The 26,117-nt window shown below is 32.5% G+C and carries 20 protein-coding genes; 15 read left to right on the plus strand and 5 right to left on the minus strand.

Features of this window, described 5'->3' with window-relative positions; genetic code table 11:
- Positions 1 to 28 precede the first annotated feature (28 nt).
- The 7 genes from GSY47_RS02380 (at position 29) to GSY47_RS02410 (ending at position 5,608) form a co-directional block, all read left to right on the plus strand.
- Entirely contained in the window at positions 29 to 1,153 is a 1,125-nt protein-coding gene (locus GSY47_RS02380) for a lactonase family protein (protein WP_179002843.1), read from the plus strand.
- A 50-nt stretch (positions 1,154 to 1,203) separates the two neighbouring features.
- Positions 1,204 to 1,728, plus strand: coding sequence for a GNAT family N-acetyltransferase (locus GSY47_RS02385; RefSeq protein ID WP_179002842.1), 525 nt, complete (start codon positions 1,204 to 1,206; stop codon positions 1,726 to 1,728).
- Between the two features lie 66 nt (positions 1,729 to 1,794).
- Complete coding sequence (locus GSY47_RS02390; RefSeq protein WP_179002841.1) at positions 1,795 to 2,376, plus strand: LOG family protein; 582 nt, start codon at positions 1,795 to 1,797, stop codon at positions 2,374 to 2,376.
- A gap of 88 nt (positions 2,377 to 2,464) precedes the next feature.
- The gene (locus GSY47_RS02395; protein WP_179002840.1) at positions 2,465 to 3,649 is read left to right on the plus strand and encodes a porin family protein; all 1,185 of its coding nucleotides are present in this window, start codon (positions 2,465 to 2,467) and stop codon (positions 3,647 to 3,649) included.
- Between the two features lie 145 nt (positions 3,650 to 3,794).
- A complete protein-coding gene (locus GSY47_RS02400) occupies positions 3,795 to 4,262 on the plus strand; it encodes an SRPBCC family protein (RefSeq protein WP_179002839.1) in 468 nt (155 codons plus the stop codon).
- A 286-nt stretch (positions 4,263 to 4,548) separates the two neighbouring features.
- The gene (locus GSY47_RS02405; RefSeq protein WP_179002838.1) at positions 4,549 to 4,917 is read left to right on the plus strand and encodes an iron chaperone; all 369 of its coding nucleotides are present in this window, start codon (positions 4,549 to 4,551) and stop codon (positions 4,915 to 4,917) included.
- A gap of 7 nt (positions 4,918 to 4,924) precedes the next feature.
- On the plus strand, positions 4,925 to 5,608 hold the full coding sequence (locus GSY47_RS02410) for a 2'-5' RNA ligase family protein (RefSeq protein ID WP_179002837.1): 684 nt from the start codon (positions 4,925 to 4,927) through the stop codon (positions 5,606 to 5,608).
- A 107-nt stretch (positions 5,609 to 5,715) separates the two neighbouring features.
- On the opposite strand, the gene GSY47_RS02415 is transcribed toward GSY47_RS02410, so the two are convergent.
- From GSY47_RS02415 to GSY47_RS02425, 3 genes are read right to left on the minus strand one after another with little or no spacing between them, the layout of a single operon-like run.
- Positions 5,716 to 6,075 (minus strand): VOC family protein, encoded by a 360-nt coding sequence (locus GSY47_RS02415; RefSeq protein WP_179002836.1) that lies wholly within the window; start codon positions 6,073 to 6,075, stop codon positions 5,716 to 5,718.
- Between the two features lie 22 nt (positions 6,076 to 6,097).
- A complete protein-coding gene (locus GSY47_RS02420; RefSeq protein ID WP_179002835.1) occupies positions 6,098 to 6,523 on the minus strand; it encodes an SMI1/KNR4 family protein in 426 nt (141 codons plus the stop codon).
- A gap of 17 nt (positions 6,524 to 6,540) precedes the next feature.
- Entirely contained in the window at positions 6,541 to 8,688 is a 2,148-nt protein-coding gene (locus GSY47_RS02425) for a cation:proton antiporter (RefSeq protein WP_179002834.1), read from the minus strand.
- Between the two features lie 296 nt (positions 8,689 to 8,984).
- Between GSY47_RS02425 and GSY47_RS02430 the strand changes: the two genes are divergently transcribed.
- From GSY47_RS02430 to ypfJ, 8 genes are all read left to right on the plus strand, one after another.
- Positions 8,985 to 10,412, plus strand: a complete 1,428-nt coding sequence (locus tag GSY47_RS02430; protein WP_179002833.1) for an L-serine ammonia-lyase — start codon at positions 8,985 to 8,987, stop codon at positions 10,410 to 10,412.
- A 182-nt stretch (positions 10,413 to 10,594) separates the two neighbouring features.
- Positions 10,595 to 11,785, plus strand: coding sequence for an SH3 domain-containing protein (locus GSY47_RS02435; RefSeq protein ID WP_179002832.1), 1,191 nt, complete (start codon positions 10,595 to 10,597; stop codon positions 11,783 to 11,785).
- A gap of 51 nt (positions 11,786 to 11,836) precedes the next feature.
- The gene (gene panB / locus GSY47_RS02440) at positions 11,837 to 12,655 is read left to right on the plus strand and encodes a 3-methyl-2-oxobutanoate hydroxymethyltransferase (protein WP_091491724.1); all 819 of its coding nucleotides are present in this window, start codon (positions 11,837 to 11,839) and stop codon (positions 12,653 to 12,655) included.
- A 187-nt stretch (positions 12,656 to 12,842) separates the two neighbouring features.
- Entirely contained in the window at positions 12,843 to 13,532 is a 690-nt protein-coding gene (locus GSY47_RS02445) for an RluA family pseudouridine synthase (protein WP_179002831.1), read from the plus strand.
- A gap of 76 nt (positions 13,533 to 13,608) precedes the next feature.
- Positions 13,609 to 14,937, plus strand: coding sequence for an aldehyde dehydrogenase (locus tag GSY47_RS02450; RefSeq protein WP_179002830.1), 1,329 nt, complete (start codon positions 13,609 to 13,611; stop codon positions 14,935 to 14,937).
- Between the two features lie 119 nt (positions 14,938 to 15,056).
- Positions 15,057 to 15,851, plus strand: coding sequence for a hypothetical protein (locus GSY47_RS02455; protein WP_179002829.1), 795 nt, complete (start codon positions 15,057 to 15,059; stop codon positions 15,849 to 15,851).
- A gap of 93 nt (positions 15,852 to 15,944) precedes the next feature.
- Positions 15,945 to 19,997 carry a PAS domain S-box protein gene (locus tag GSY47_RS02460; protein ID WP_219071087.1) on the plus strand — a complete coding sequence of 1,351 codons (4,053 nt, stop codon included), beginning with the start codon at positions 15,945 to 15,947 and terminating at the stop codon, positions 19,995 to 19,997.
- A 163-nt stretch (positions 19,998 to 20,160) separates the two neighbouring features.
- Complete coding sequence (gene ypfJ, locus GSY47_RS02465) at positions 20,161 to 21,012, plus strand: KPN_02809 family neutral zinc metallopeptidase (protein WP_179002827.1); 852 nt, start codon at positions 20,161 to 20,163, stop codon at positions 21,010 to 21,012.
- Positions 21,013 to 21,282: 270 nt separating this feature from the next.
- On the opposite strand, the gene GSY47_RS02470 is transcribed toward ypfJ, so the two are convergent.
- Complete coding sequence (locus GSY47_RS02470; RefSeq protein WP_219071088.1) at positions 21,283 to 22,641, minus strand: RagB/SusD family nutrient uptake outer membrane protein; 1,359 nt, start codon at positions 22,639 to 22,641, stop codon at positions 21,283 to 21,285.
- Positions 22,642 to 22,652: 11 nt separating this feature from the next.
- Positions 22,653 to 25,727: a SusC/RagA family TonB-linked outer membrane protein gene (locus GSY47_RS02475; protein WP_179002825.1), complete on the minus strand. Its 3,075-nt coding sequence runs from the start codon at positions 25,725 to 25,727 to the stop codon at positions 22,653 to 22,655.
- Positions 25,728 to 26,117: the final 390 nt, after the last annotated feature.

Here is a 26,117-nt window from a genome sequence, read left to right on the forward strand (position 1 = left end):
TTGAAACTTCAAACAAAGAAACCTAAAAATGAACCTAAAAAACCTCATACTAACCATAACCTTTCTTTTAAGCTGTAATCTATTTTCCCAGAACACTTACGTCTTTTTAGGATCATACAATCGTGATAAATCGGCAGAAGCGATTCAGGTATATCAATTGGATACTTTAAACGGAAAATTGACGAAATTTACTTCCGTTAACAATGTTATCAATCCTTCTTATTTAACGGTTTCACCAAACGGAAAATACGTTTATGCCTGCACTGACACCAAAACACCAAATGCAGGAAGTATAAGCAGTTTTGAATTTAATACTGAAAATAAAAGTCTGACATTTTTAAACAGTCAGCAAAGTGGCGGCGAAAACCCTGTTTACGTTTCAGTTCATAAAAGCGGAAAATGGATTACCAATGCGAATTATACAGAAGGAAGTGTTTCTGTTTTTCCTATTTTAGAAAATGGCAAAATTGACTCGATTGCGCAGAATTTTCAATATATGGATGGAAGTACTCATAAAGAAAGACAAACCAGATCACACGTTCATTCGGCTGTATTTTCTCCTCAGTATGATTATTTATTTTTGCCCGATTTAGGAGCCGATAAAATTCGCTGTTATGCTTTTGATGAAAATCAGAAAAAGCCTTTAGTGGAAACGAAAAATCCATTCACAAAAACCGATTTAGAAGCTGGTCCCAGACATTTTACTTTTCATCCAAATCAAAAATATGGATATTGTATTGAAGAAATGGCTGGGCAAATCAGTGTTTACAAATATGAAAATGGTGTTTTGAATAAAATCCAGCGTATTGCGACACATCCAGATAAAATAAAAGAAGGTTTTGAAAGTTCTGATGTTCATATTTCACCAGACGGAAAATTTCTTTATGCCACAAATCGAGGAAAAGAAAACAACATTACCATTTTTTCTATCGACGAAAACGGATTATTGAAAAACATTGGTTATCAATCTACTTTAGGAAAACATCCGCGAGTTTTTGCTATTGACGAAAGTGGAAATTTTTTAGTTGCATCAAATGTTCAAACAGGAAATGTAATTGTTTTTAAAAGAGACCCAAAAACGGGATTATTGAAGAAAACTGGAAAAGAAATTAAGATGCAAGATGTTTCTTGTGTGCAAATTAAAAGGATTTAATTTTTTCATTCTGACAAACTAACCAAAAAGAAACCACAAAAACTATAAAAATGACAACATCCAATTTCAATTTACAGCCTGATATTTTAGAAAATGAAATCACAAAATTAATTCCGTTAGAAGAAAAACATTTTGAGGAATTGTTCAAAGTTGCCTCAGATCCCTTAATTTGGGAACAACATCCTTCAAAGGACAGATATCATAGAGAAGGTTTTACTGCTTTTTTTGAAATGGCAATAAATTCAAAAGGTTCATTTTTAATTCTTGATAAACAAACAAACGAAATAATAGGCACAACTCGTTTTTATGAGTACAATCCCGAAAAATCTAGTGTTGCAATTGGATATACTTTTTTGGCTCGAAAATTTTGGGGTGGTCCTTACAATAAATCAAATAAAAAGCTTTTGATTGATTATGCCTTTCAGCATGTTGATTCCATATTTTTTCATGTGGGAGCCGAAAACTTCCGTTCTCAAAAAGCAGTCCTAAAACTTGGAGCTGAAAAGGTAAGAGACATGATTCTAACAGCAAATGGAATTGATATGCCTTATTTTGAATATGAATTAAAAAAGTAATAGGTTAAAGGTTATATGTTAGGAATTTGTACCATTAACCTTTAATTCATAATAAATAACAAAAAAATGAAAAGAATTACAGTATTCTGTGCCTCTAGTTTTGGTACAGAAAAAATATATGAAGAACAAGCAATTGCTTTAGGGAAAACACTTGCAGAACAAAATATTGAATTAGTTTACGGAGGTGCCAATGTTGGCTTGATGGGTGCTGTTGCAGATGGCGCATTGAATGCTGGCGGAAAAGTAATTGGTGTGCTGCCTAACTTTTTGAGATCAAAAGAAATCGCACATCAAGGTTTAACTGAATTGATTTTGGTAGAAAGCATGCATGAAAGAAAAACCAAAATGAATGATTTGTGCGACGGTGTAATTGCGTTGCCTGGAGGTTTTGGAACTCTTGAAGAGCTTTTCGAAATGCTGACATGGGCACAATTGGGACTTCATAAAAAACCGATAGCAATTTTAAATGTAGATGGCTATTATGACTCGCTTATAGAATTACTAAAAACTATGACCACTAAAGGTTTACTCAAAGAAACTAACAGAGAAATGCTTTTGATAAGCGATAACATCGATGATTTGTTACTTAAAATGAGAAATTATACGCCACCCACAGTTGGCAAATGGATTGAAAAAGATAAGGTTTAAAAAAGTTTTTTTGAGATTATTTAAATGAAATTTCTTATATATTTGCCCGCGAATAACATTTAAAAACAAAATTTCAAATTAACCAAAAATGATTAAAAAACTAACTTTATTAATTTTATTTACTTTCTTAAGCTTTCACTCTTATTCTCAAATTGTTTTCGAAAAAGCCTACTACATTGATAACAACAACACAAAAGTTAACTGTTTGATTAGAAATCAGGACTGGATAAAGACACCTAAAGAATTCCAATATAAACTTACAGAAACTGAACAACCACAAACTTTAACCATTCAACAAGTCAAAGAATTTGGTTTTGAAAACGACACAAAATATCAGAGATATACTGTAAACATTGATAAATCCAGTGAAATTATGCGTAACATGAGTTATGTTAAAAATCCTGAATTCAATGAAGAAACATTATTTTTAAAGGTCTTAGTTGAAGGAAAAGCAAGTTTATACCAATATGATGAAAACGACCTAAAAAGATTCTTCTTTAAAACCGATGATGTAGCAATAACCCAATTAGTTTATAAAAGCTATAAGATAACTGAATTAGAAATTGGCCACAACAACCATTATAAACAACAATTGGCAAATGCTTTAAAAGACAATTCTATCTCTGAAAAAAACATTAAGAATTTAACTTATAGTAAAGATAAATTAGTTGAGTTTTTTTCAAAATATAATCATTTAGTTGATCCAAAAGTTGCAACAACAGAGATTAAAGTAAAAAAAGATTTATTTAACTTAAATGTGCGAGCAGGAGTAAGTAATAGCAGTGTTAGTTTACAACATAAAAACATGCCTCTATATGATGCAGATTTTGGCAATAAAACACAACTAAGATTTGGTGTTGAAACTGAATTTATTCTTGGTTTTAATAAAAACAAATGGGCTTTTATTATAGAACCAACTTATCAATTTTATGAAGAAGAAAAAACAATTAGAAACCACAATATGGCGATCAATTATAAATCTATAGAACTGCCATTTGGAATTAGATACTACTCTTTCTTAAATACTAATTCTAAACTTTTCTTTAATTTTCAATATATAGTAGATTTTCAACTAGGTTCGGAGATCAAATATCCACCATTTGGTGATTTTGACATCTCTACTAGAAATTCTTTTGCATTTGGAATTGGCTATAAATTTAAAGATAAATACAGTTTAGAATTTAGATATGTTACCAAAAAAATTCTTCAACATACTTCAATTAATGCCGATTTTACATCCACCTCGCTAGTTCTTGGCTATACGATATTTTAATTATGCATTCATAGAAACATAGATCCAGACAAGAAAAAATTGTCTGGATTTTTTTTATCCCAATTTTAAAATTTTCTTTCTTAAATTAGAAGTCCCAAAAACAACTTACTATTATCTCACATATTTCACATATTTCACATTAACCATGAAAACAGAAAACAACAAATTTGCAAAAGCCGAGATGCTGATTCGGAAACCTGTTTCAGAAGTTTTTCAGGCATTTATAAATCCCGAAATTACCAGTAGATTTTGGTTTACAAAAGGTTCTGGTAAATTAGAAGAAAACCAAAAAACCGAATGGACTTGGGAGATGTACGGTTTTTCACTTACCGTTAAAACTTTGGTTTTACAAGAAAATAAAAAGATTGTTATTGAATGGGGAAATCCTGATGAAATCACTTTAGTCGAGTGGGTTTTTCATTCGTTAAATGAAAATGAAACTTTTGTAAGCATAACAAATTCAGGTTTTCACGGAGATACAGACAAAATCATAGATCAGGTTCGTAATTCTACGGAAGGATTCACTTTGGTTTTGGCTGGAGCTAAAGCCTTTTTAGAACATAATTTACAATTGAATTTAGTATTAGATAGATTCCCGAAAGGACTTGCTTAGAATAAATTTAACCGCAAAATCTGTGTGTTTTTTTTACCGCAAAGAGCACAAAGATTTACGCAAAGTACGCGAAGTTTTTTTTGAAAATCATTAAAATGATAAAGTTCGCAAAGCTTTATCTTGATTTTTTTTTACAGACAAAGCTTTGCGAACTTAATATATAGACCATACTTAGTCTAGTAATTAAAAATACTTAGCGTACTTTGCGGTAGAATAAAAGACATGTATTGACCACAGCTAAAAGCTTTAAGCTCTTTACAGCAACCTGAAACTTGAAACCAAAAAAATGGAAACAAAGAAGCCCGAAAATATAGACGAATACATCGGTGGATTTCCGAATGATGTTCAGGAAATTTTGGAGAAAGTTCGAATGACAATTCAGAAAGCAGCTCCAGATGCCAAAGAAAAAATCAGTTATTCGATGCCCGCTTTTGAGCAGAACGGAATCGTAGTTTATTTTGCAGCTTTCAAAAATCATATTGGACTTTATGCACTTCCAAGCGGCCACGAAGCTTTTGCAGAAGAGCTTTCTAAATATAAATCAGGGAAAGGTTCTGTACAATTTCCGTTGAAAGATAAAATACCTTACGATTTGATTACGAAAATTGTAAAATTTAGAGTAAAGGAAAATCTTGAAAAAGTAAAAAAGAAATAATTAAATAATGAATTTAACCGAACACTACGATCAACTTTATAAAACATCTTCTGAAGCTATTGCAGCAGGGAAATATGTGATTGATTCAGAAATTAAAAACGAATCTGATTCGCGGTTCGGAATAACTTTATTAATTCGTCCAAACGATGAAATAAAAGCCAATATACAGCATTTTATAAATGAACTAAAAAAAGTAGAACCTGAGCAATATTTTTATCCTGATTCAGACATTCATATCACCGTAATGTCTATCATTTCTTGTTCTACCGAATTCAATTTAAATCAGATTTCACCAAATGAATATATTGAAGTTATCTGTAGAAGTCTTGTGGATGTCAATAAAATTAAAATTCATTACAAAGGTATAACGGCTTCTCCATCGGCAATAATGATTCAGGGATTTCCAAGTGATGAAACGCTGAATAATTTAAGAAACAGACTTCGAGAAAATTTTAAAAATTCCGGTTTACAACAAAGCATTGATAGCCGATATGAGATTTCTACGGCACATTCGACTATAATGCGTTTTCAGGATAAACTTCAAAATCCTGAAAAACTAATAGAAACTGCTACAAAATTCCGTGATTATGATTTCGGAGAATTTGAGGTAAAAAGTATCGAATTAGTTTACAATGATTGGTATCAGCGCAAAACTACTACTCGGGTTTTGGGAGATTTTGGATTGAGATAGGTATTTTTTTTTAGCTACGAATTCACGAATTTAAGTGATTCTCTTTTGACGTCAAATTGCTTCAAATGATTTCCTAATACTCCAATTTTTCGAAACCAAATATTAAATTATTTAAACTTTCCAAAATGCCATAAAACTCCAGACGGATCGTGCAGAAAACATTCGCTTCCCCAATCTAAGTGTCTTGTTGGCGTTAATTTTACACCGTATTTTTCAGTTAAATTGAGTGCTTTCAATTCATTATAATAACGATCAACATCATCAACTTCAAGAAAAATCATAGTGTTTTCGTTCCAGCTTTTATCATAATAATCTTGAAGATAAAAAGCGATTTCTCCGACTTTAAAAACAGAAAAATTATGTTCTAAAACTATTTCTTCAAAACCTAAATCTCGGTAGAAACTTCTCGAGATTTCAAAATTTTTAGAACCTATAAATGGACGGATTGATTTTATTTGGTGTTTCATTTTTTTTCAATTTTAAATATTATTAAAACCATTCAACTCCTTTATCAAGTCGATCCAAAAAGTCAGTAAATGAATTTCCTATTTCAACATGATATTTTGCATTTAAATCAATAAAAGGCGAAAGGATAATTTTTATAGCATTATCATCATCAAATTCAATTCCAATAAATTCACCACTTCCATTTGTTCCAATAGCTAGTGTTTGTGGTAATTTTTCAAATATATGATACTCTAAGTTTGCATCAATAATTTCTTCTAAACTCCAAAGTTTTATAAACTCAGCGCCAATAAATTGATCAATTCCTAAATAATTTTCTACATAGAAAACATAATCTTCTGGAAGATCAAATTTTAAATGTACTTGAATATCTTCAATCTCAACTGAAGAACTCTCATCGCGTTTTGGAAAATCATACTTTCTAAAAATCTCTTTTAATTCTTCTGTCATAAAATGATAAATAAATCTTACCCTTTCTTCAAAATACTTCCTAAACCACGTCCAATCTGTTCGATTGCTTCAATTCCTTTTGCTAAAGGCGATGTTGTAAAATCTTCGTAGGCATCCATTGCGCTTTCCTTACGGTCGTCTTGCGGATAAACCAAAATCACATTATTGTCATTGAAAAACTTTTCAATTTTTTGTGGCAATCTCTCAAAAATGGACTGATATGAGACAGAACCTTTTCTGGATAAGTTGAAAACTACCAAATCTGTAGATTTCATTTCATCTGAAATAGATTCAAAATCTTCCCAATCGGAAACATTTTTAAATCCAAACTTCGCATTCAACTTCAAGTTATTAGCAATCTGCTGAATCGTTTCGTGTGTTTTATATTCGGCATGAATCATTATCGGAATACTTAACTCTTGTGATAATCTACATACTTTTTGAAGTAATACCTGAAATCCAACACCTCTTTCTGAAAAGGGAGGACAAACAAAAACCAATCTTTTCTCTTCAATAAAATTCTTTTGAAAGCGACAGATAAACAAACTCTTATCGACATTATTAATGATAGAATCTACATTTTCCCCGAAAATTTTATCAATAAATCCTGTTTTTCTAGGCCATCCGACAATTACTATATCCGACATGATTTCTTTAGAAGTTCTAGCGATTCCGCTTGCAGGATTATGATCAATTCTCGCAATTGTATTAATTTTTACTTCTGAGGCCGAAGCTTGAACTACAAATTTATCAACTGCTTTTCTATATTTTAAAATATTCTTCTCTGCCTGATTGTTATTAGGAACGATGGTCAATAATGTAACAGGATTTGACGATTTTTTGTCTTTAATTAAGAGAGCAAAATCCAATAAACTTGCAGCAGCAGAAGTTTTAGCTAACGGAATCAAAATATGTTCATCTAGAATCTGGTCCCTTCCTGTATCTTCTGGAGAAATTTCTTCTTCACAGATTGCGATTTTCTTAGCGGCTTTTTCAGTTGCAAAAGAAGCCACAATACAAGTAATTAGAATTAGGATAATAGTTCCGTTTAAGATATTTTCATCTAGGATTTTTGCTTTAAAACCAACTAGAATTACAGCCAAAGTTGCTGCGGCGTGTGCACTGCTCAATCCGAAAATAAGCTGCCTTTCAGTCCTTGTATATTTAAAAACAATTTGAGTAAAAAAGGCTGCAATCCATTTTCCGAAAATAGCCACAATGCTCAACGTTCCCGCTACAATCAAAGCTGTTGGTCCACTTAAAATCACGCTTACATCTACCAGCATTCCTACTGATATCAAGAAAAACGGAATAAACAACGAGTTTCCTATAAATTCAATTCGATTCATCAAAGCTGACGAATGCGGAATTAAAGGATTTAATGCCAAACCCGCAACGAACGCGCCAATGATGGGCTCTACTCCTGCTACCTCGGCCAAAAAAGCGGCAAAGAAAACTACAGAAAGTACAAAAATATAATGAGCATGTTTTTCACTTTCCAGTTTTTTGAAAAACCATTTGGCAATTCTTGGAATAACCAAAAACATAATGGCCGAAAAAATAGCTAATGAAATGGTTAATTTGATCCAGAAAGCTTGATTTAAACTTCCCTGTGCACTTCCCATAATCACGGCTAGAATAATCAAAACTGCTGTATCTGTCAAAATTGTTCCTCCGACAGTAATCGCAACAGCTTGGTTTTTAGCAATTCCCAATTTACTAACGATCGGATACGCCACCAATGTGTGTGTTGCAAACATACTTGCTGTTAAAAAACTGGCATTAAAATCATATTGCAGTAAATAAAAGCAAACTGGAAATCCTATCGAAAGTGGCAGAATAAAAGTAAAAAAACCAAACAATAAACTCTTGTTTCGATTGGCTTTAAACTCATTCATATCCAATTCTAAACCTGCAATAAACATAATATACAAAAGTCCGATGGTCGAAAATAAATCGACTGCTGAGTTTTTTGCTAAGATATTTAATCCGTGTGGACCAATAATAACTCCCGAAATAATAAGACCAATGATTCCTGGAATATTTATTTTTTTAAGTAAAATTGGAGAAAGCAGAATTATAAAAAGTATTAACGAAAAAATCAATACGGGATTGGTAAGTGGTAATTCGAATTCTTGTAATAGATGTTTGAAAAATTCTATCATATTGTAACTTTATCTTCTTTGTGGTATTAAATTGTAAAAAGACATTTTCAGTATTAGAACAAAATCCTTGAAGTATTAATATTAATGAATTGAGTCGTTTCTTTAAGCTCGTTTCTTTACAAAAATACCGAAAAAACACGAACTTTCTACGAAAACTGCATATTAAGGTTTTAAATTTATTTCCTTGCCGAATTATTAAAATTTAATATTTTTTTTAACAAAAACTCAAGATTAACATTCAAATATAACTATCCATTGCGGTATTCAATTATCTTTGTCTTAACAAAAAACGAACAATGGAAGAATGTATCTCAGTTTTTGATATGCTTAAAATTGGCGTTGGCCCTTCAAGCTCACATACTTTGGGACCTTGGCGCGCGGCCGAACGCTTTCTGGAAGAGCTTAAAGAGGAGGCAATTTTAGAAGATATTACAAGAGTAAAAGTCGATTTGTACGGCTCTTTATCACTAACCGGAAAAGGCCATGCAACAGATCTTGCTGTTATGCTAGGTTTGAGCGGTCAGGATCCTGAATATATTCCGGTTGAGGATATTGCAGGAATCATCAAAAAAATCGAAACTACAAACGAAATCAATTTGGGCAACCAAAAAGTGATTCCCTTTTATTTTCTTCAAGATATTGTTTTCAATAAAGATTTCCTTCCTTTTCATGCCAATGGATTAAAATTTACGGCTTACAAATCGGATGATTCTGAGTATGAATCTACTTTTTATTCTATCGGAGGCGGATTTGTAGTAAAAGAAGAACGTACAAATGCGAAACAAAAAGAAGCTATAAAATGTGCTTTTCCTTATCCTGTTCAAAACGCAGCAGAATTATTAAATTATACTATTTCTGAAAACAAATCCATTTCTGAAATTGTATATGAAAATGAAATTTCGATGCGTCCAGAAGCGGAAGTACATTCTGAATTAATGCGTATTTGGAATACCATGTTAGAATGCATGTACATCGGTTGTCATTCTGAAGGTATTCTTCCTGGTGGACTTCACGTAAGAAGAAGAGCTTTTGATATGCACCAAAACCTTATTGGACTATCTAATTACACTGATCCGCAGAGCTGGCTGGAAGAAATTAGAAAAACAGAAGTTAAATTTCGTCAAATCTTAAAATGGGTAAGCTGTTTTGCACTTGCCGTGAATGAAGTAAATGCTTCTTTAGGACGAGTTGTAACAGCTCCAACTAATGGAAGTTCAGGCGTAATTCCAGCTGTTTTAATGTATTATATGGTAATTGAAAACCATAATGCAGGCGAAAAAGAAATCAAACAATTTTTGATGGTTGCAGGCGAAATAGGAAGTATTTTCAAAAAAGGTTCTACTATTTCAGCAGCAATGGGTGGTTGTCAGGCCGAAATTGGCGTTTCGTCATCAATGGCCGCAGCGGCACTTTGCGAGCTAATGGGGGGTACTCCTGCTCAAGTTTTAATGGCTGCCGAAATTGCAATGGAACATCATTTAGGTTTAACCTGTGATCCAATTGGCGGTTTGGTTCAGATTCCGTGTATTGAAAGAAACACAATGGGTGCTATAAAAGCGATAAACGCAGCTGAATTGGCTTTAGAAACTGATTCTAAAAATGCGAAAGTACCGCTGGATAAAGTAATCAATACCATGTGGGAAACAGCAAAAGACATGAATTCCAAATACAAAGAAACCTCAGAAGGAGGTCTTGCCGTAGCAGTAAATATGGCTGATTGTTAAAAATTTTTAAGTTAGCCACAGATTAAAGGGATTAAAATGATTTTTTCACGCAGATTTGGCAGATTTCAGCAGATTTAAAATAAAAAAATCTGCATATATCTACTTAATTTTTTTAGATCTGCCTAAATAAAAAAATCTCTGTAAATCCTTTTAATCTTTGGCTAAAAACATAAATCAACTTCATGAAAAAATTTTGCTTTTTACTTTTTTTCTGTTCTGCTTTACTTCATTCACAAGAACGTTATTTTCTAAATTCAGATACAAGATTATATACTTCTCCAAATTCTACTTCTTTTTTAGGTTATTTTAAATATGGGGCAGAGGTTCGTTTATTGGAAGAAAATCAAAACGGCTGGCATAAAGTACAAGCAGATAATTTTAATGAAGGGTTTATTCAGGAAAAGCACATTGCTAAAAGTCTTAATGCTAAAGACGTAAAAATTAGAGATAACGAAAATCCCATTTTAGAAGGTGGCGATAATTATTACGGCGACAATCATCTTTTTGTAACTGTAGCTGGACTTAAGGCAAGGGCTTTACCTGATAAAAATTCAAAAATTAGAGAAATTCTTTTTAATGGAGATCCAGTTCCTGTAAATTACATTCCTGTAAATCCAGACGAATGGGTTAACATAAACGGGAGTTTTAATGAAGAATATGCGAAATTTACACTTCAAAAATTTCTAGGACAAAGACCGAATTTAGAAACGCTTATAAAAGATTTTGACAAACTAGATGTCAATGCAATTTCCGAACGCAAAACACTCAGCGAAAGAATTGTTGAATTGGCTTGGAATAGCAATTACAATGATTTGGTTCCTGCTTATCAAAGATATTATGAGGTTATAAAACAAATTAACGATCCAAAATTAATCGCCGATACGGAATTGAATATGGCTTTAGCCAAAGCTTTATCCAAACATAAACTGCCAGAGCAAATCAGTTCTTTTATACAGAAATCGGAATATTCATTAAAAGGCGTTAAAACAAAATCATTGTATTTAACACAAACAGAATTGGTTAAAAGTTTTGGAAATCCGCCAAAAAAGGCTCGTATTTCAGATGAATGTGGTTTGTATTCTAGTGACTTATTTTATTATTATCCAGATTTAGAAGCTTCTGTCGATGAGAAACTAAACAAGGCAGAAATTATCAAAGTTTTCATTAACGAAAACAATAAATTTATTATCAATCCAAACGCTATTTTGGATCATAAGTTGTCTGAAAAAGCTTTCATTGAAAAATATGGAACTTATGTTGAAGCTTCGTTAAAATCACCACATAAATACTTTATCTTAATGGAAGACAGTCAATTCCGATTAGAATTCAAAGAAGGAAAATTATTTTCTATCGAAATATTCTATTATTGCTGATTCCTCATTTACAATTATTCAATACTTTTACATATTCAAAAAAAACATAAAATGTCAGTAGCAAAGAAAGATTATAAAAGAATCACAACAAAGTCATTAATTGAAATGAAAAGCAACGGAGAAAAAATCTCTATGCTTACGGCTTACGATTATACAATGGCAAAAATTGTTGACACTGCGGGTGTCGATGTAATTTTAGTGGGTGATTCTGCATCAAATGTTATGGCTGGTCACGAAACGACACTGCCAATTACGCTAGATCAAATGATTTATCATGCTTCATCTGTAGTTCGTGCTGTCGAAAGAGCTTTGGTTGTAGTTGATTTACCTTTTGGTAGTTACCAATCAGATCCAAAAGAAGCACTTCGTTCTTCTATCAGAATAATGAAAGAAAGCGGTGGACACGCAGTGAAATTAGAAGGCGGAAAAGAAATTAAAGAATCTATTAAAAAAATATTACATGCTGGAATTCCAGTTATGGGACATTTGGGTTTAACACCTCAATCAATCTATAAATTCGGTACGTACAGTGTTCGTGCAAAAGAAGAAGAAGAAGCTGAAAAATTAATTGAAGACGCACAAATGCTTGAAAAAGTAGGATGTTTTGCAGTTGTTTTGGAAAAAATACCAGCAGAACTTGCTAAAAAAGTAGCAGACAGTATTTCTATTCCTGTAATTGGAATTGGTGCCGGCGGAGGCGTTGACGGCCAGGTTTTAGTAATTCATGATATGTTAGGAATGAATAATGAGTTTAGTCCGCGTTTCTTGCGTCGTTACTTAAACTTGTACGAAGAAATGACTAAAGCAATTGGTCAATATGCTGCTGATGTTAAGTCTCAGGATTTCCCTAACGAAAAAGAACAATATTAATTTTTTTGAGATACTAAGTTGCTAAGGTTCTAAGATGCTAAGTTTTTTTTAGTAACAAAGAGCCAAAGTTACATAGCTTCAAAGGTTTTCAAAAAACTCAATAACCTCCAGCTAAAGCTGGAGGTTCATTTTTAAGTACACAGGCAAGCTTTAGCCTAACTTTTCGTTATCTAAATTTTACACCAAAATGAAAATTCTTTCAGATAAAAATAATCTTCAAATTCTTCACGAAGACAATCACTTAATTGTGGTCAATAAACGTGTTGGTGATATTGTTCAAGGCGACAAAACGGGGGACAAACCGCTGTCTGATATTGTGAGAGAATATATCAAAGAAAAATACAACAAACCTGGAGATGTTTTTTTAGGTGTGATTCATCGTTTGGACAGACCTACAACTGGAATTGTGGTTTTTGCCAGAACAAGCAAAGCTTTGTCTCGAATGAATGAATTGTTCAGTAATCGTGAAACTAAAAAGACTTATTGGGCAGTTGTGAAAAACAAACCGAAAGAAACTAAAGCAAAACTCATTCATTATTTAAAAAGAAACGAAAAAAACAACACTTCAAGAGCACATTTAAAAGAAGTTCCTGATAGTAAAGTCGCAAGTTTAGATTATACAATTGTTAAAGAGCTTCAAAACTATACTGCACTGGAAATCAACTTACATACGGGTCGTCATCATCAAATCCGCGCGCAGTTATCTGCAATTGGATCTCCTATTAAAGGTGATTTAAAATATGGTGCAGACAGAAGTAATCCCGACGGAGGTATTCATCTGCATGCCAGAAAACTGACTTTTATTCATCCCGTTACAAAAGAAAATATCACGATTATTGCTCCAACTCCGGACGATCCAATTTGGAATGCTGTATGATTTTTATGATTTAATTGTTAATTTTTTAATTTTTATCGATTAACTTGCATAGAGAAAAAACAAGCTGATCGAAAAAATGGATTATAAAAGTGACATCGGGTATCGAAAAGAAACACTGAAAAAGTTATTACACAACATTCAGAAAAGCGAAGATTTAATTATCAAAGCTTTATACGATGACTTTCAAAAACCAGAGTTTGAAGCCGTAGTTACAGAAACAAGTTATGTTATTTCAGACCTTAAAAACACGATCAAAAACATTACAGCTTGGGCAAAACCTGAACGTGTTTTTCCTTCTTTTCTTAATTTTCCCTCCAGCGATTATATTTACAAAGAACCTTACGGACATGTTTTAATAATTGCTCCTTGGAATTATCCTTTTCAATTGGCTTTATGTCCACTTATTGCTGCTGTTGCTGCTGGGAATAGAGTTGCTGTAAAACCATCAGAACTTACCCCACACACATCGGCTATAATTGCAAAAATTATTGAAAAGACATTTCACATCAATCATGTAGAAGTTTTTGAAGGTGGTGTAGAAGTTTCTAATAAATTATTAGCACAGCGCTGGGATTATATTTTCTTTACAGGAAGTGTTGCTGTTGGAAAAATCGTTGCAAAAGCGGCAGCTGAAAATCTTACTCCAGTTACTTTAGAGTTAGGCGGAAAAAACCCTTGTATTGTTGATGAAACTGCCGATTTAAAACTTGCCGCAAAACGAATTGTCTGGGGTAAATTCATCAACGCAGGACAGACTTGTATAGCACCCGATTATGTTTTGGTTCAAAAAAACATGAAAGTCAATTTTATAACCTATTTAATTGAAGAAATCCTCAAAGCCTACGGAAAGAAAATAGACAAATCGCCTGATTTTGCCCGTATTATTAATACAAAAAATTGGTTTCGTTTAACCAATATGATCCAAAATGAAAATGTATTGTTTGGAGGCGAAAGCGATGCTAACAAATTATACATTGCTCCTACTCTTCTAGAAGAACCTGATTTGGATAGTCCCGTTATGAAAGAAGAAATCTTTGGGCCTGTCTTGCCAATTCTTACCTATGAAACCGAAAATGATATCGAAAACGTGGTGAGCCGTTATGAGAAACCTCTTTCATTTTATATTTTCAGCGAAAATAATTCATTTACTAAAAAATTAATTTCGAAATACTCTTTTGGAGGCGGATGTATCAACGATACAGTAGTACATTTCTCTAATAAAAGACTGCCTTTTGGCGGTGTTGGGCATAGCGGAATAGGCGCATACCACGGCCAGCTTAGCTTTGATACCTTCTCGCATCACAAAGCGATCGTCAAAAAAGGAAACTGGCTTGATTTACCTATGCGTTACGCGCCTTATAAAGATAAATTGGCCTCTATAAAAAGAATTTTAGACTGGTTGTAAAGGAGTTAAAATCATTTAAGAATGTTTTAAGATTTTTATATGGAATTGATTAAAAATATTATATTTACGTCAAGATACCCATATAAAAATACAAGTCAATAAAACAATTTTACATAAAAATGAAATCTACCCTTGCTCAAATTGAGGACATTAAAAAAAATGGCTATTCCCTTGATTTTGCTACAGTTTTTAATCATGCCTTCGAAAACTATAAAAAAATAGCACTTTATTCAGGACTTATTATCTTGGTTTTTTCCATTCTTGCCGCGATGGCCTTTATGGGAATAATGATTGCTTATTTTGGAGTAGGAAGCATTACAAAAGATTTTTTACTAGATTTAGAAAACAAACAGTTTACTTCGATCGAGCTTGTAATACAAACTATTGCTGTTTCAGCAGTTGCCGGAATCACAGCTCCTTTTGGTGCAGGTTTTCTAAAAATGGCTGATTGTGCAGACAAAGATATTGAGTTCAATGTATCAACTATTTTCAGTTATTACAGAGCTCCTTATTTTGGACAAATTTTTGTTGCTGCCTTTATTCCTGCTTTAGTTGGTACTGCGCTTTCTAATTTTATTGACAGCTTTGAAGTTTTATATGTTGGAAACGTAATTTCATTTATGGTGTCTTATTTCATGTATTTATCAATTCCATTGGTTGTTTTTGGAAATTTAAGTGCTGTTGATGCAATCAAATCAAGTATTATTGTTGTAACCAAGAATCCCCTTAACATATTTGCATTTTTTATAATAGGTTTTATCGGTTCATTAATAGGTATTTTTGCCTGCTGCGTTGGAATTATCTTTACTGTAGTTTTTAACAGTTCTATGATCTATGCAACTTATTTTGGAATTTTTGGAGCAAATCAAGAAGAAGATTCAATTGATTCGATTGGACAATCAAATGTAGATTAAAATAGGAAAATCATGTTTAGAAAGAAATTAACCAATTCTTTTTAAGGTTTCCAAAAGACCGTTTACTAAACAAAACAACATACCCCAAATTCTATGGCCGCAGACTATAGTTTTTTCAATTCGGTTATTTCAGGAATTGCCAGCCTTGGTAATACCTTAGAATCAATTATGACCGCATGGTATGTATTCGACTCTGACATCATTTTTTACAATAACCCTAAACTTATCGTTTTAGGGTTATCTCTTTTTGCGTTTCTTTCACTGCTTGTCTATCAGTTTTTTAAGATCAAAGCCAAAATTGGATATTTTATTGAAAAAAAGAAAGAACAAGACACAATCAGTAGAGAATATCAGCTCTATATTTTGTTTTTTGGTATTGCTGTAATCGTAATTGAAATCATCAATGAAATTTTTAAAATCAGACCCAAAAGTCTCTTAGTTGTAAATGTTTCTATTGGTGTTGCTGTACTTTTAATTTATTCGATAACAGATAAAATAAAATGGTTTAGAGAACATATTCAGCAGATTTTTATTTCCAGTTTTTTTATCTACATCTCTTACGTCGCATTCAACATCGTAATGCTTTCCAATGATGTTGTTCCGATTATTGTTTTCTTAATTTCCTTTTTCTTCTCCTACAGCATTCTTAAACCAATTAAAATCTATTGGTTTTTCGTTGGACTTACTTTTGTTTTTTTAATTTCCACCGTAGCATTTCAGCTAATTCCGATAAAATCTTCTATTTTACTCATTAATTTTTGTATACTAATTTTCATTATTAATCAGGTAAAATACGCTGTATTACTAAACAATAGAGATAATTTCAGATTTGCCAGCGAAATTGTTCATAAAGGAAATTCGCTCACAATTGCTTCAAATCAAAAAGGTGAAATCTTATTTACTAGTGAAACAATCACAGAAATTTTAGGCTATCTTCCAGAAGAAGTTATGGGAATGAAATTTTGGGAACTTACACAGGATTCAAAATTTATAGAAGAATTAAAGCCCATTAACAATGAAGAAAACAAACTTTACATTAGAAAATTAAAAAATAAAAGCGGTGAATTCAAATACATACAATGGAAAGATAAAAAGTTCTCTGATGATTTAATTATTAGTATTGGACAAGATGTTACGGAGCACATTCTTGTTCAGGATCAGTACAAAAATTTAATTCAAACTGCAACCGATATTATTTTTGAAATTAATCCAGAAGGTTATTTTACATTTATAAACGAGTTTGGTTTTTCTATTCTTGGTTATTCTGAAAACGAAATAATCAATAAACATTATTCTAATATCATTCATGAACATCACATTAACAGCGCTGTTGATTTTTATGAAAATTTAGTTCTTAATGAAAACAATTATCCAGTAATAGAAATTCCGATTTTGAAGAAAAACGGGGAACAAATCTGGATTTCCCAAAAGATTATTGTTCGCAAAAATGACTTAGGCCAAACCACAGGTTTTTCTGGAATTGCTAGAGATATTACAGAGAAAAAAAACATTGAAAAAGAGAAAAAAAGACGTCTTAAAAAAATCGAAGCTTATAATAACTCTACCAAAAAACTATCAACAACCGATTTCAGCAAATACGACAAACTCAATACTGTTATTGATCTTATTTTAAAAGAAGCAGCAACCATTAGTCGGGTAAATCGTGTCAGCTTCTGGAAATACCATAAGGATCTTATTCAATGCAAGAACCTTTACAGTCTTGACAATCAAAACCTAAGTGACAAAAATATTCTAAACAAAGAATCTTATCCAATATATTTTGAGACTTTAAGCAAAAAAGCCATTATCAATGCCCCAGATGTATTCAATAAATTAGAAACATCCGAATTTGAAAAACTATACTTTACTAAAAACAATATCAAATCGATGCTCGATGTTCCTATTTTTTTATCGGGACAATTAGCTGGAGTCGTTTGTTTTGAAAGCACTGAAAAGAAACGCGAATGGGATAATGAAGACATTAATTATGCTCGAACCATTTCAGATGTAATTTCTCTTGCTATTTCTTCACAGATGCGTTTGGAAGCCGAAAGAAAACTAGAATTCAAAAGTCAGCTTTTATCTGCTCTTTCTTTATGTACCGAAAAATTCCTGCTCAGCAAGACCACACAGCAGATGTTTCAGGAGACGTATGACATAATCGGAAAAGCCGCAAAAGTGGATCATATGTATTATTACGAAAAAGATCCTGTTTACAACACTGTATATCAAAAATACAAATGGTCACGTGAAGGAGTAACACATCAAATTACGCCTTTACGTCATATGACGGAAGATAATTTAAAAGAAATTTACGAAGCGGCACAGCAGAAAAAAATCCTCAATACCTTAACTAGAAACCTGGATGAAGGATTTTTCAAAACTCTTTTAATCAACAATGAGATTAAATCAATTTTGATTCTGCCTCTTTACATCAATGATATTTTTACTGGTTTTATTGGTTTTGACGATTGTACTAAAGAAAAAAGATGGTCCGAAGAAGAAATCTATATTTTTCAAGTATTAGCCAACAATATTTCTTCTGCTTTAGAAAGAAATCGAAACGAAAATAAGATTATTGAAAGCGAAGAAAAATTCAAACTGATTGCTAATAATATCCCTGGAACTGTCTATTTATCTAAATTTGATGCATTTTCTACGAAAATCTTTTTGAACGATGAAGTTTTGAATCTAACAGGTTATTCAAAATCCGAATTCATAGAAAATAATTTATCCTTTCTTTCTTTAATTCATCATGATGATAAAGATGAAGTGATCAACAATCAGATTGATAATTTACAAAAAGGAATGCCTTTACATAATGTGTATCGCATTAAGCGAAAAACCGGCGAATATATTTGGGTTGAGGAATTTGGAGATGTAATTAAAAGAGATGACGAGATTGAGTTTGTTGGTGGTATTTACTTTGACATTACCAACAAAAAAGAAATTGAAGATGCTATAAAAGCCAAACAATTGGCTGAAGCGGCAAATAAATCTAAATCTGATTTCCTCGCCAATATGTCGCACGAAATTAGAACTCCGCTTAACGGAATCATTGGTTTTACTCATTTATTAATGAAAACCGATTTGGAAGAAATTCAGGAAAAGTACATGACAACGATTAATCAATCAGCTCATTCTTTACTTGAAATTATCAATGATATTCTGGATTTTTCTAAAATTGAAGCTGGTAAATTAGAGCTATTTATTGATCTTTATGATATTAAAAAAGTTCTCGGACAGGTTTTTGATTTAATTGTTTACGAATCTAATCAGAAAAACTTGGAATTGGAACTAAATATCGATCCAGATGTACCCAAATACATTTGGACAGATATTGTCAGAATCAAACAGATTTTAATTAATCTTCTTTCTAACGCAGTAAAATTCACAACAGAAGGTTCTATCAAATTAAACGTAACAGTCTTAGAAAAGAAAAAAAACAACAATCATGTAATCCGTTTTTCGGTAGTGGATACAGGAATCGGAATATTAGAAAAAAATCAGAAGAAAATATTCAAAGCTTTTTCACAGGAAGACAGTTCTACAACTAGAAAATTTGGAGGCACAGGATTAGGTTTAACTATTTCCAATCAATTATTGGCACTAATGGAAAGCCGTCTGCAATTGGAAAGTACAATAAACGTAGGAAGTAACTTTTTCTTTGATTTAAATCTAAAAACAAGTAATCAAAGCATAAACGATAAATACAATGCTGAACTGAAAAGTTTAAATATCGAATTGGATTCTGAAGACATGGAACCCAACGATAATACCATTACTTTCTTAATTGTTGAAGACAATAAAGTAAACATGTTACTTTTAAAGACAATTATAAAAAACCTCTACAACAATGCATACATTCACGAATGTGAAAATGGATATGAAGCCATTCAACAATTTGAAAAGATAAATCCGACTATTGTTTTTATGGATATTCAAATGCCGATTATGAATGGTTATGAAACCACAAGAGCTATTAGAAACACTAAAAAAGGAAGAGATATTCCAATTATCGCTGTTACGGCAGGGGCAGAAAAAGACGAACGAAATAAATGTATTTCTGCAGGAATGGATGATTATATTTCAAAACCCATCATGAAAGGCAGCGTGGAAGAGACCTTGATTAAATGGCTTGGGTGATTTTTAGTTTTCAGCCTCCGTTTTCAGTTTGAAACCGTTACCAGCAATTCCGACTAAAAACCGAGACTGCGACTAAAAACTAAATTTATCTAAATCTAAAATTTTTCATAAAAAATCTATAAATTCGTATACCTTTTTATAACAAGTTAAAAAACAATTCAATATGAAATGGCAAGGCAGAAGACAAAGTGATAATGTAGAAGACCGCAGATCCATCGGTGGTGGCGGTAAAGCCATAATTGGCGGTGGCGTAATTGGTATTATTGTTTTGCTTCTGAACGTTTTTGGAGGTGAAACTGGTCAACAGATAGCTCCAATTTTAGAACAAATGCAAGGTGGAGGTCAGCAGACTGAAGCTGCGGCTCCCTTAAGCAAAGAAGATGAAGAAATGGGAAATTTTGTTAGAGTTGTTTTAGCAGATAATGAGGATATCTGGAGCAAAATTTTCGCAGAACATGGTATGACTTATGAAAAGCCAAAATTAGTATTATTTAAAGGTGCTGTACAAACAGCATGTGGCGGTGCATCATCTGCATCTGGACCGTTTTATTGTCCAGGAGATCGCAAAGTTTATATGGATTTGGGCTTTTTTGAAGAATTAAAAACTAAATTTGGTGCAAAAGGAGGTGATTTTGCCATTGCTTATGTAATTGCGCATGAAATTGGTCATCATATACAAACTTTACTTGGGACATCTGCAAAAATGCGCCAGGAACAGCAGGGAAAAAGTGAAGCTGAAGCTAATAAATTATCTGTAGCCCTAGAATTGCAAGCAGACTTTTATGCGGGTGTTTGGGCACATTATAATCAGGAAAACTTAGATACGGGAGATATTGAAGAAGCTCTAAGCGCTGCTAACGCAGTTGGAGATGATGCCATTCAAAGTAAAATGCAGGGACATGTTGTTCCTGATTCTTTTACTCACGGAACTTCAGAACAAAGAATGTATTGGTTTAAAAAAGGTTTTAAAACTGGAGATATTAAACAAGGTACAACCTTTGAAGAAATTAGATAATACATAAAACCAAATATATTAACCACCAGAAAAGCCCGACTTTACAGTCGGGCTTTTTTTTTAAAAAACTGTTCTTTGCCATAAATCACAGTTTATCTCTATTTATTGACTAAATTTTCGAGACAATTTATCCAACATTTTCTAAAAAAATGCCGTATTACAGAATTAAATTGAGAATGTTAGGAAATCTCATAGAAAAAAGAACTTCAGATGAATTTTTTACTATTATAGGGTGTAAATACATCGATTCCTGCTTAATGATCTGATTTTTTAATTATATAACGGATTCTGAACTAACATTCCTCCACTGATATTTATCTCAACTTGTGGAATTGGCAATAATAAATCTTTTGGCCCTTGAAAAGTAGATGAATAGGCAGATAGTACGCTTTGCGCCATATCAAACCTAATTAGATCATACAACCTTTGATTTTCATAGGCAAGTTCAGCTCTTCTTTGATTTAACAATGCTATTTTTGTTATTGAAGTACTTATTACCGGAATTGCAAATGCTCTATTGCGTACTTTATCATAGTATTTAATTGCATTGGCATCTGTTGTAGATGTGGCAGTTCCCATAATCGCTTCCGTATACATTAAATACACATCGGCTAAACGTAAAACAAGCCAATCATTTCCAGCCAATCTAGGCGAAGTTGATGTACGTAAATATTTTCCGTTTTGAGTTGGTATTGCAGGATTGATGTTTACTGCTATACGCTTATCAAGAGGATCGGCTTTCATAAAAGCGGCAAAATCATCTGTTACAAAGTTTAAGCCACTTGCCTGACCTACTGTCATTTCATAAGAAAAACTCTGGCTTTCTGTAGCGCTATCATTAGAATACGGAATAGCAAATAGAATTTCATCGTTTTTCTCGTTATAGAAAACATCTTTATAGTTCGCCTGTAAGCTGTATTGTGTATCCGCAACTAATGCTGCCAATAATGGCAATGCTAAATCGTATTTTTTTTGTGTCAAATATACTTTTGCTAACATTCCTTGAGCGGCCTGTTTTGTAGCTCTTCCAAAAGAAGTAGCCGATTTTACTGGAAGTTCATTAATAGCAGTAGTCAAATCACTTTGAATTAGGTCATACACTTCTGTAAGTGATTTTTTGGCGAAATATTTGGTGTCTTTAATTCCAACGACTTTATCAATTACAGGAACTTCACCAAAAGCACGAACTAAATTAAAATGTGCCAATGCTCTTGCAAATTTCGCTTCTCCATCATAATTCATTTTTTTAGTTGCATCAGAAACCACATTTAAATGTTCCAAAACTGTATTTGCCCTAAAAATAACATTGTAATTTACACTCCAATATCCCGCAACCACAGAGTTTGTTGGCAGTACTTCAAAAGTTTCTAATTGTTTCCATTCTCCTTCATGCAAAGCTGTCTTCCCATTGTCTGATCGCATTTCAGTTAAAGCAAATTCATTCATTGGCACAGCTTGTAATCCATCATAAATTGCAATAACTGCCCCTAAAACATCTGAATCGTTATTAAAATATTTTGTATCTGATATAGCTGATATTGGTGCTAAGTCCAAGTCTTCTTTAGAGCAGGAAACTGAAAAACCTAAAATCATTAATAGTCCAAAAAATTTATACTTTGTATTTTTCATTTTCTTAATTTTTAAAATTCAACATTTAAACCAATTGATACTGTTTTGTAAATTGGCGCTGCTCCTTTTTGATAACCATAAGTTATTGGAGATGAAGGAAGCGATCCTGCACCTGTTGTAGGTAAAATTCCTTCTGGGTTATATCCTTCATAATTTTTTGCCATGATATATAATAAATTCTGGGCAGCGGTATATAAACGAAGTCGGCTTATTCCGAAATTTTTAAGATTATCTTTTGAAAAGCTATACCCTAAATTGATATTCCTTAAAGCAATGTAAGATGCATCCTGAATATCTAAATTCGTGTAAATTCTTTCTCTTACTAAACCTGTATCTGGAAAACTTGGGACAGTTCCTGCATTATTACCAAATTCGTTTTTAATATATTGTGAGTCTATGTTTCTAACTTTGGCACCATGAGATCCTTGGAACATAAAACTAAAATCAATATTTTTATATTTTAGGTTGTTTGAAAAACTCCACACCAAATCTGGATAAGGATTTCCTAAAATAGTTCGGTCATCGCCATCAATTTTACCATCTCCATTCAAATCTTTCACATAAACAGACTGTGATTGCGAATTGATTGGATAAAGCGGATTTTTAATATATTGAGGCTGAATTTCTTTTGAAACTACATAACCATAAAACGAAGATATAGGATGACCTTCAAGAGCAATCCACTCTGCTGGACGTTTTGATTCAATTACACTAATCAGACCGTTTGAACCAGCAAAATCAAGTAAGGTATTCTTATTATGAGTAAATAAAGCTGAGGCATTCCAAGAGAAATTTTCATTTTTAAGAATAGTAGAACGCAATTCCAACTCAAAACCACGGTTTTCAACTTTACCTTTATTTACTAAAGCGCTGTTAAATCCTGTTACTCCAGGAACCGGAAGATCTAATAATAAATCTTTACTCGTCCTGATATAGTAATCAAATGATATATTTAAAATGCCTCCAAAAATACTGGCATCTAATCCTGGGTTAAATTCTACTAATTTCTCCCATCCTAAATCTGGATTTGAAATATTAGAAACATTATATCCGTTTGAAACACCTGTTAACGAAGTACTAATAGGATTTACCAATCCAAGATGTGCATATTCTCCAATTCCTGAGTTGCTTCCCGTTTGTCCATAACTCACTCGTAATTTAAGATCTTTAACAAAATTATTTTCTTTTAAAAACTGCTCATTTGACACTCTCCATCCCAAAGAAGTTGCAGGAAAATATCCGAATTTCTTATTCGGTCCAAATTTAGAGCTTCCGTCTGACCTGAAACTTACCGATAGTAGATATCTATCATCGAAAGAATAATTAACTCTCGTTAGATAAGAAACTAATTTTTCTTCTGTTTTAGACATAGAACCGCCACCAACACCAACATTTGCAGAAGGAATAGTTTCGATATAATCATTTACATACCCTGATCCTCTTAGATTCACAAACTCAGAATTCCAGTGTTCAAAAGTAAAACCAGCAACAGCGGCTATAGAGTGTCTTCCAAAATCATTATTATAACTAAAAATACTCTCTCCAGCAACGTGGTTTACAGTAGTAGAGTTATAGGAAGTACTTGCATCACCGGCATAGTTTTTTGTTGCCAAAACTCCAGTACGGTTATCATTTACAATGTTTCTGTAATCGCCCCCAATAGTTTGTTTAAAATTAAAATGATCTGTGAAATTAAATTTAAAATAAGTATTACCAATAAGCTTAGTCTGGCGTGTCTCATAATCTGCTTCTACCAATGAAGCATAAGGATTTCCATCGCCTGTAACACCAATAGAAGTTCCAAGTTTATCTGCTCTTGGTTTCCCTGTAGCCAGATCATAGTTTACAAAGAAACGTTCTTCAGCATAATCCCCCACTTTTACATTAGGAAATTGGTAAGTATTTACAAACTGAATAGAATGCTCATCTAAACGAATAGGAAGCCAAGGCTGCTGGCGAATAGCATTTAAATTTGAGTTTGCCAAAGATCTTTGTTGTGTAATCGATGGGTTAAGCATAATGCCAAACTCTAATTTATCTGCTTTGGAATCTAAATTCACACTGGCATTCATTTTTTTATAGTTATCGGTCAACTGCACACCTTCGTCATTTGTATATCCTAATGATGCTCTAAATTTTGTATTTTTTGTACCGCCGCTGACCGATAAATTATGATCTGTAATATAACCTCCATCATATATTTCTTTCTCCCAGTTTGTATAAGTGCCTAATGCCTGAACCATTTTCATTTCATCTGTCAAAACACCATTATTACTGCTTGATACATATTGAGCCCATTTATCTGGAGTAGATAAAATATTTGTTCTTGGCACAAACTTGTACCCCGTATAAGTATTGTAATTAAACTTGGTTGGTCCTTCTTTACCTTTTTTAGTAGTAATCATTATAACTCCGTTAGCACCTCTGGAACCGTAAATAGAAGATGATGAGGCATCTTTTAAAACTTCAACAGATTCGACCGTATTCATATCAATACTCCCCAAGAAATCTCCATCATTACCAACTGCAATTCCATCTAATACAATTAACGGATTAGCATTAAAAGAAATAGATCCCTGCCCCCTAACTTTAATAGTTGGAGCTGCCCCCGCCGCTGGGTTTGTCTGCTGGATATTTACACCCGAAACTTGTCCCTGTAAAGCATCATCAACACGTGAAACCGGAATTTGATCTAAGTCTTTATTGGTTACTTTTGATACAGAACCCGTGATGTTTTTCTTCTTTTGAGTACCGTAACCAATTACAACCACTTGGTCTAATTGATTTTGAGCTTCGGCTAAAGTCACGTTCAAAACGGTTTGATTGGTAATCGTAATAGTTTGTGAAGTATAGCCTATACAGCTAAATTGTACTTTATCTCCAGCTGAAACTGAAATTGAATAAACGCCGTCAAAATCAGTAGTGGTTCCTCCCTTAGAATTTGTTACCACTACATTAGCTCCTGGAATGGGAGTCTTGTCTGAAGCTGAAGTTATTTTTCCTTTTAATGCATATTTGCTTTGAGCAAATACCCCCGCATTAAACAGTAAAATAATGAGCAATGAAAATTTAACCTTTAAATTCATAATTTACTTTTTTGGTTTGTTTTTTAGTTAGCAAGCAATATAATTGTACATCCTTCCAGTTTTAAAGTGATGAAAGAAAATCAATTCAAATTAATTTGGTTTTCCAAATTGGTTTTCCAATTTAAAAAACCAAATATAAGCTCTTTTTTCCAATAAAAAAATAAATGGATTTTTTTAACAAAAAGTGTACAGCTAAAGAGTTAAATAAAACTTAGAATAATGAAATGGATATGCCGTTTCCTTAAATCTTAATCAAGACTTTAAGAATAGAATTAAAAGCATTAGTAAGTAAAGCGTTTTCTGTGTAAATGGCATAATGAAAATATTGGAGGTACATGAAAGTAACTCTTTCAAATAATTACTTCAAGTCAGTACTTTCAAAAACCTTTA

Origin of the sequence: Flavobacterium quisquiliarum (genome assembly GCF_019308285.1) — a bacterium.
Classification (GTDB): Bacteria; Bacteroidota; Bacteroidia; order Flavobacteriales; family Flavobacteriaceae; genus Flavobacterium; species Flavobacterium quisquiliarum.

Coding starts and splice junctions, on each gene's coding strand:
- panB (WP_091491724.1), top strand. CDS start 11,837: ATGTCAGTAGCAAAGAAAGATTATAAAAGAATCACAACAAAGTCATTA.
- GSY47_RS02400 (WP_179002839.1), top strand. CDS start 3,795: ATGAAAACAGAAAACAACAAATTTGCAAAAGCCGAGATGCTGATTCGG.
- GSY47_RS02385 (WP_179002842.1), top strand. CDS start 1,204: ATGACAACATCCAATTTCAATTTACAGCCTGATATTTTAGAAAATGAA.
- GSY47_RS02455 (WP_179002829.1), top strand. CDS start 15,057: ATGAAATCTACCCTTGCTCAAATTGAGGACATTAAAAAAAATGGCTAT.
- GSY47_RS02380 (WP_179002843.1), top strand. CDS start 29: ATGAACCTAAAAAACCTCATACTAACCATAACCTTTCTTTTAAGCTGT.
- GSY47_RS02450 (WP_179002830.1), top strand. CDS start 13,609: ATGGATTATAAAAGTGACATCGGGTATCGAAAAGAAACACTGAAAAAG.
- GSY47_RS02425 (WP_179002834.1), bottom strand. CDS start 8,688: ATGATAGAATTTTTCAAACATCTATTACAAGAATTCGAATTACCACTT.
- GSY47_RS02395 (WP_179002840.1), top strand. CDS start 2,465: ATGATTAAAAAACTAACTTTATTAATTTTATTTACTTTCTTAAGCTTT.
- ypfJ (WP_179002827.1), top strand. CDS start 20,161: ATGAAATGGCAAGGCAGAAGACAAAGTGATAATGTAGAAGACCGCAGA.
- GSY47_RS02470 (WP_219071088.1), bottom strand. CDS start 22,641: ATGAAAAATACAAAGTATAAATTTTTTGGACTATTAATGATTTTAGGT.
- GSY47_RS02445 (WP_179002831.1), top strand. CDS start 12,843: ATGAAAATTCTTTCAGATAAAAATAATCTTCAAATTCTTCACGAAGAC.
- GSY47_RS02435 (WP_179002832.1), top strand. CDS start 10,595: ATGAAAAAATTTTGCTTTTTACTTTTTTTCTGTTCTGCTTTACTTCAT.
- GSY47_RS02410 (WP_179002837.1), top strand. CDS start 4,925: ATGAATTTAACCGAACACTACGATCAACTTTATAAAACATCTTCTGAA.
- GSY47_RS02415 (WP_179002836.1), bottom strand. CDS start 6,075: ATGAAACACCAAATAAAATCAATCCGTCCATTTATAGGTTCTAAAAAT.
- GSY47_RS02475 (WP_179002825.1), bottom strand. CDS start 25,727: ATGAATTTAAAGGTTAAATTTTCATTGCTCATTATTTTACTGTTTAAT.
- GSY47_RS02405 (WP_179002838.1), top strand. CDS start 4,549: ATGGAAACAAAGAAGCCCGAAAATATAGACGAATACATCGGTGGATTT.
- GSY47_RS02460 (WP_219071087.1), top strand. CDS start 15,945: ATGGCCGCAGACTATAGTTTTTTCAATTCGGTTATTTCAGGAATTGCC.
- GSY47_RS02430 (WP_179002833.1), top strand. CDS start 8,985: ATGGAAGAATGTATCTCAGTTTTTGATATGCTTAAAATTGGCGTTGGC.
- GSY47_RS02420 (WP_179002835.1), bottom strand. CDS start 6,523: ATGACAGAAGAATTAAAAGAGATTTTTAGAAAGTATGATTTTCCAAAA.
- GSY47_RS02390 (WP_179002841.1), top strand. CDS start 1,795: ATGAAAAGAATTACAGTATTCTGTGCCTCTAGTTTTGGTACAGAAAAA.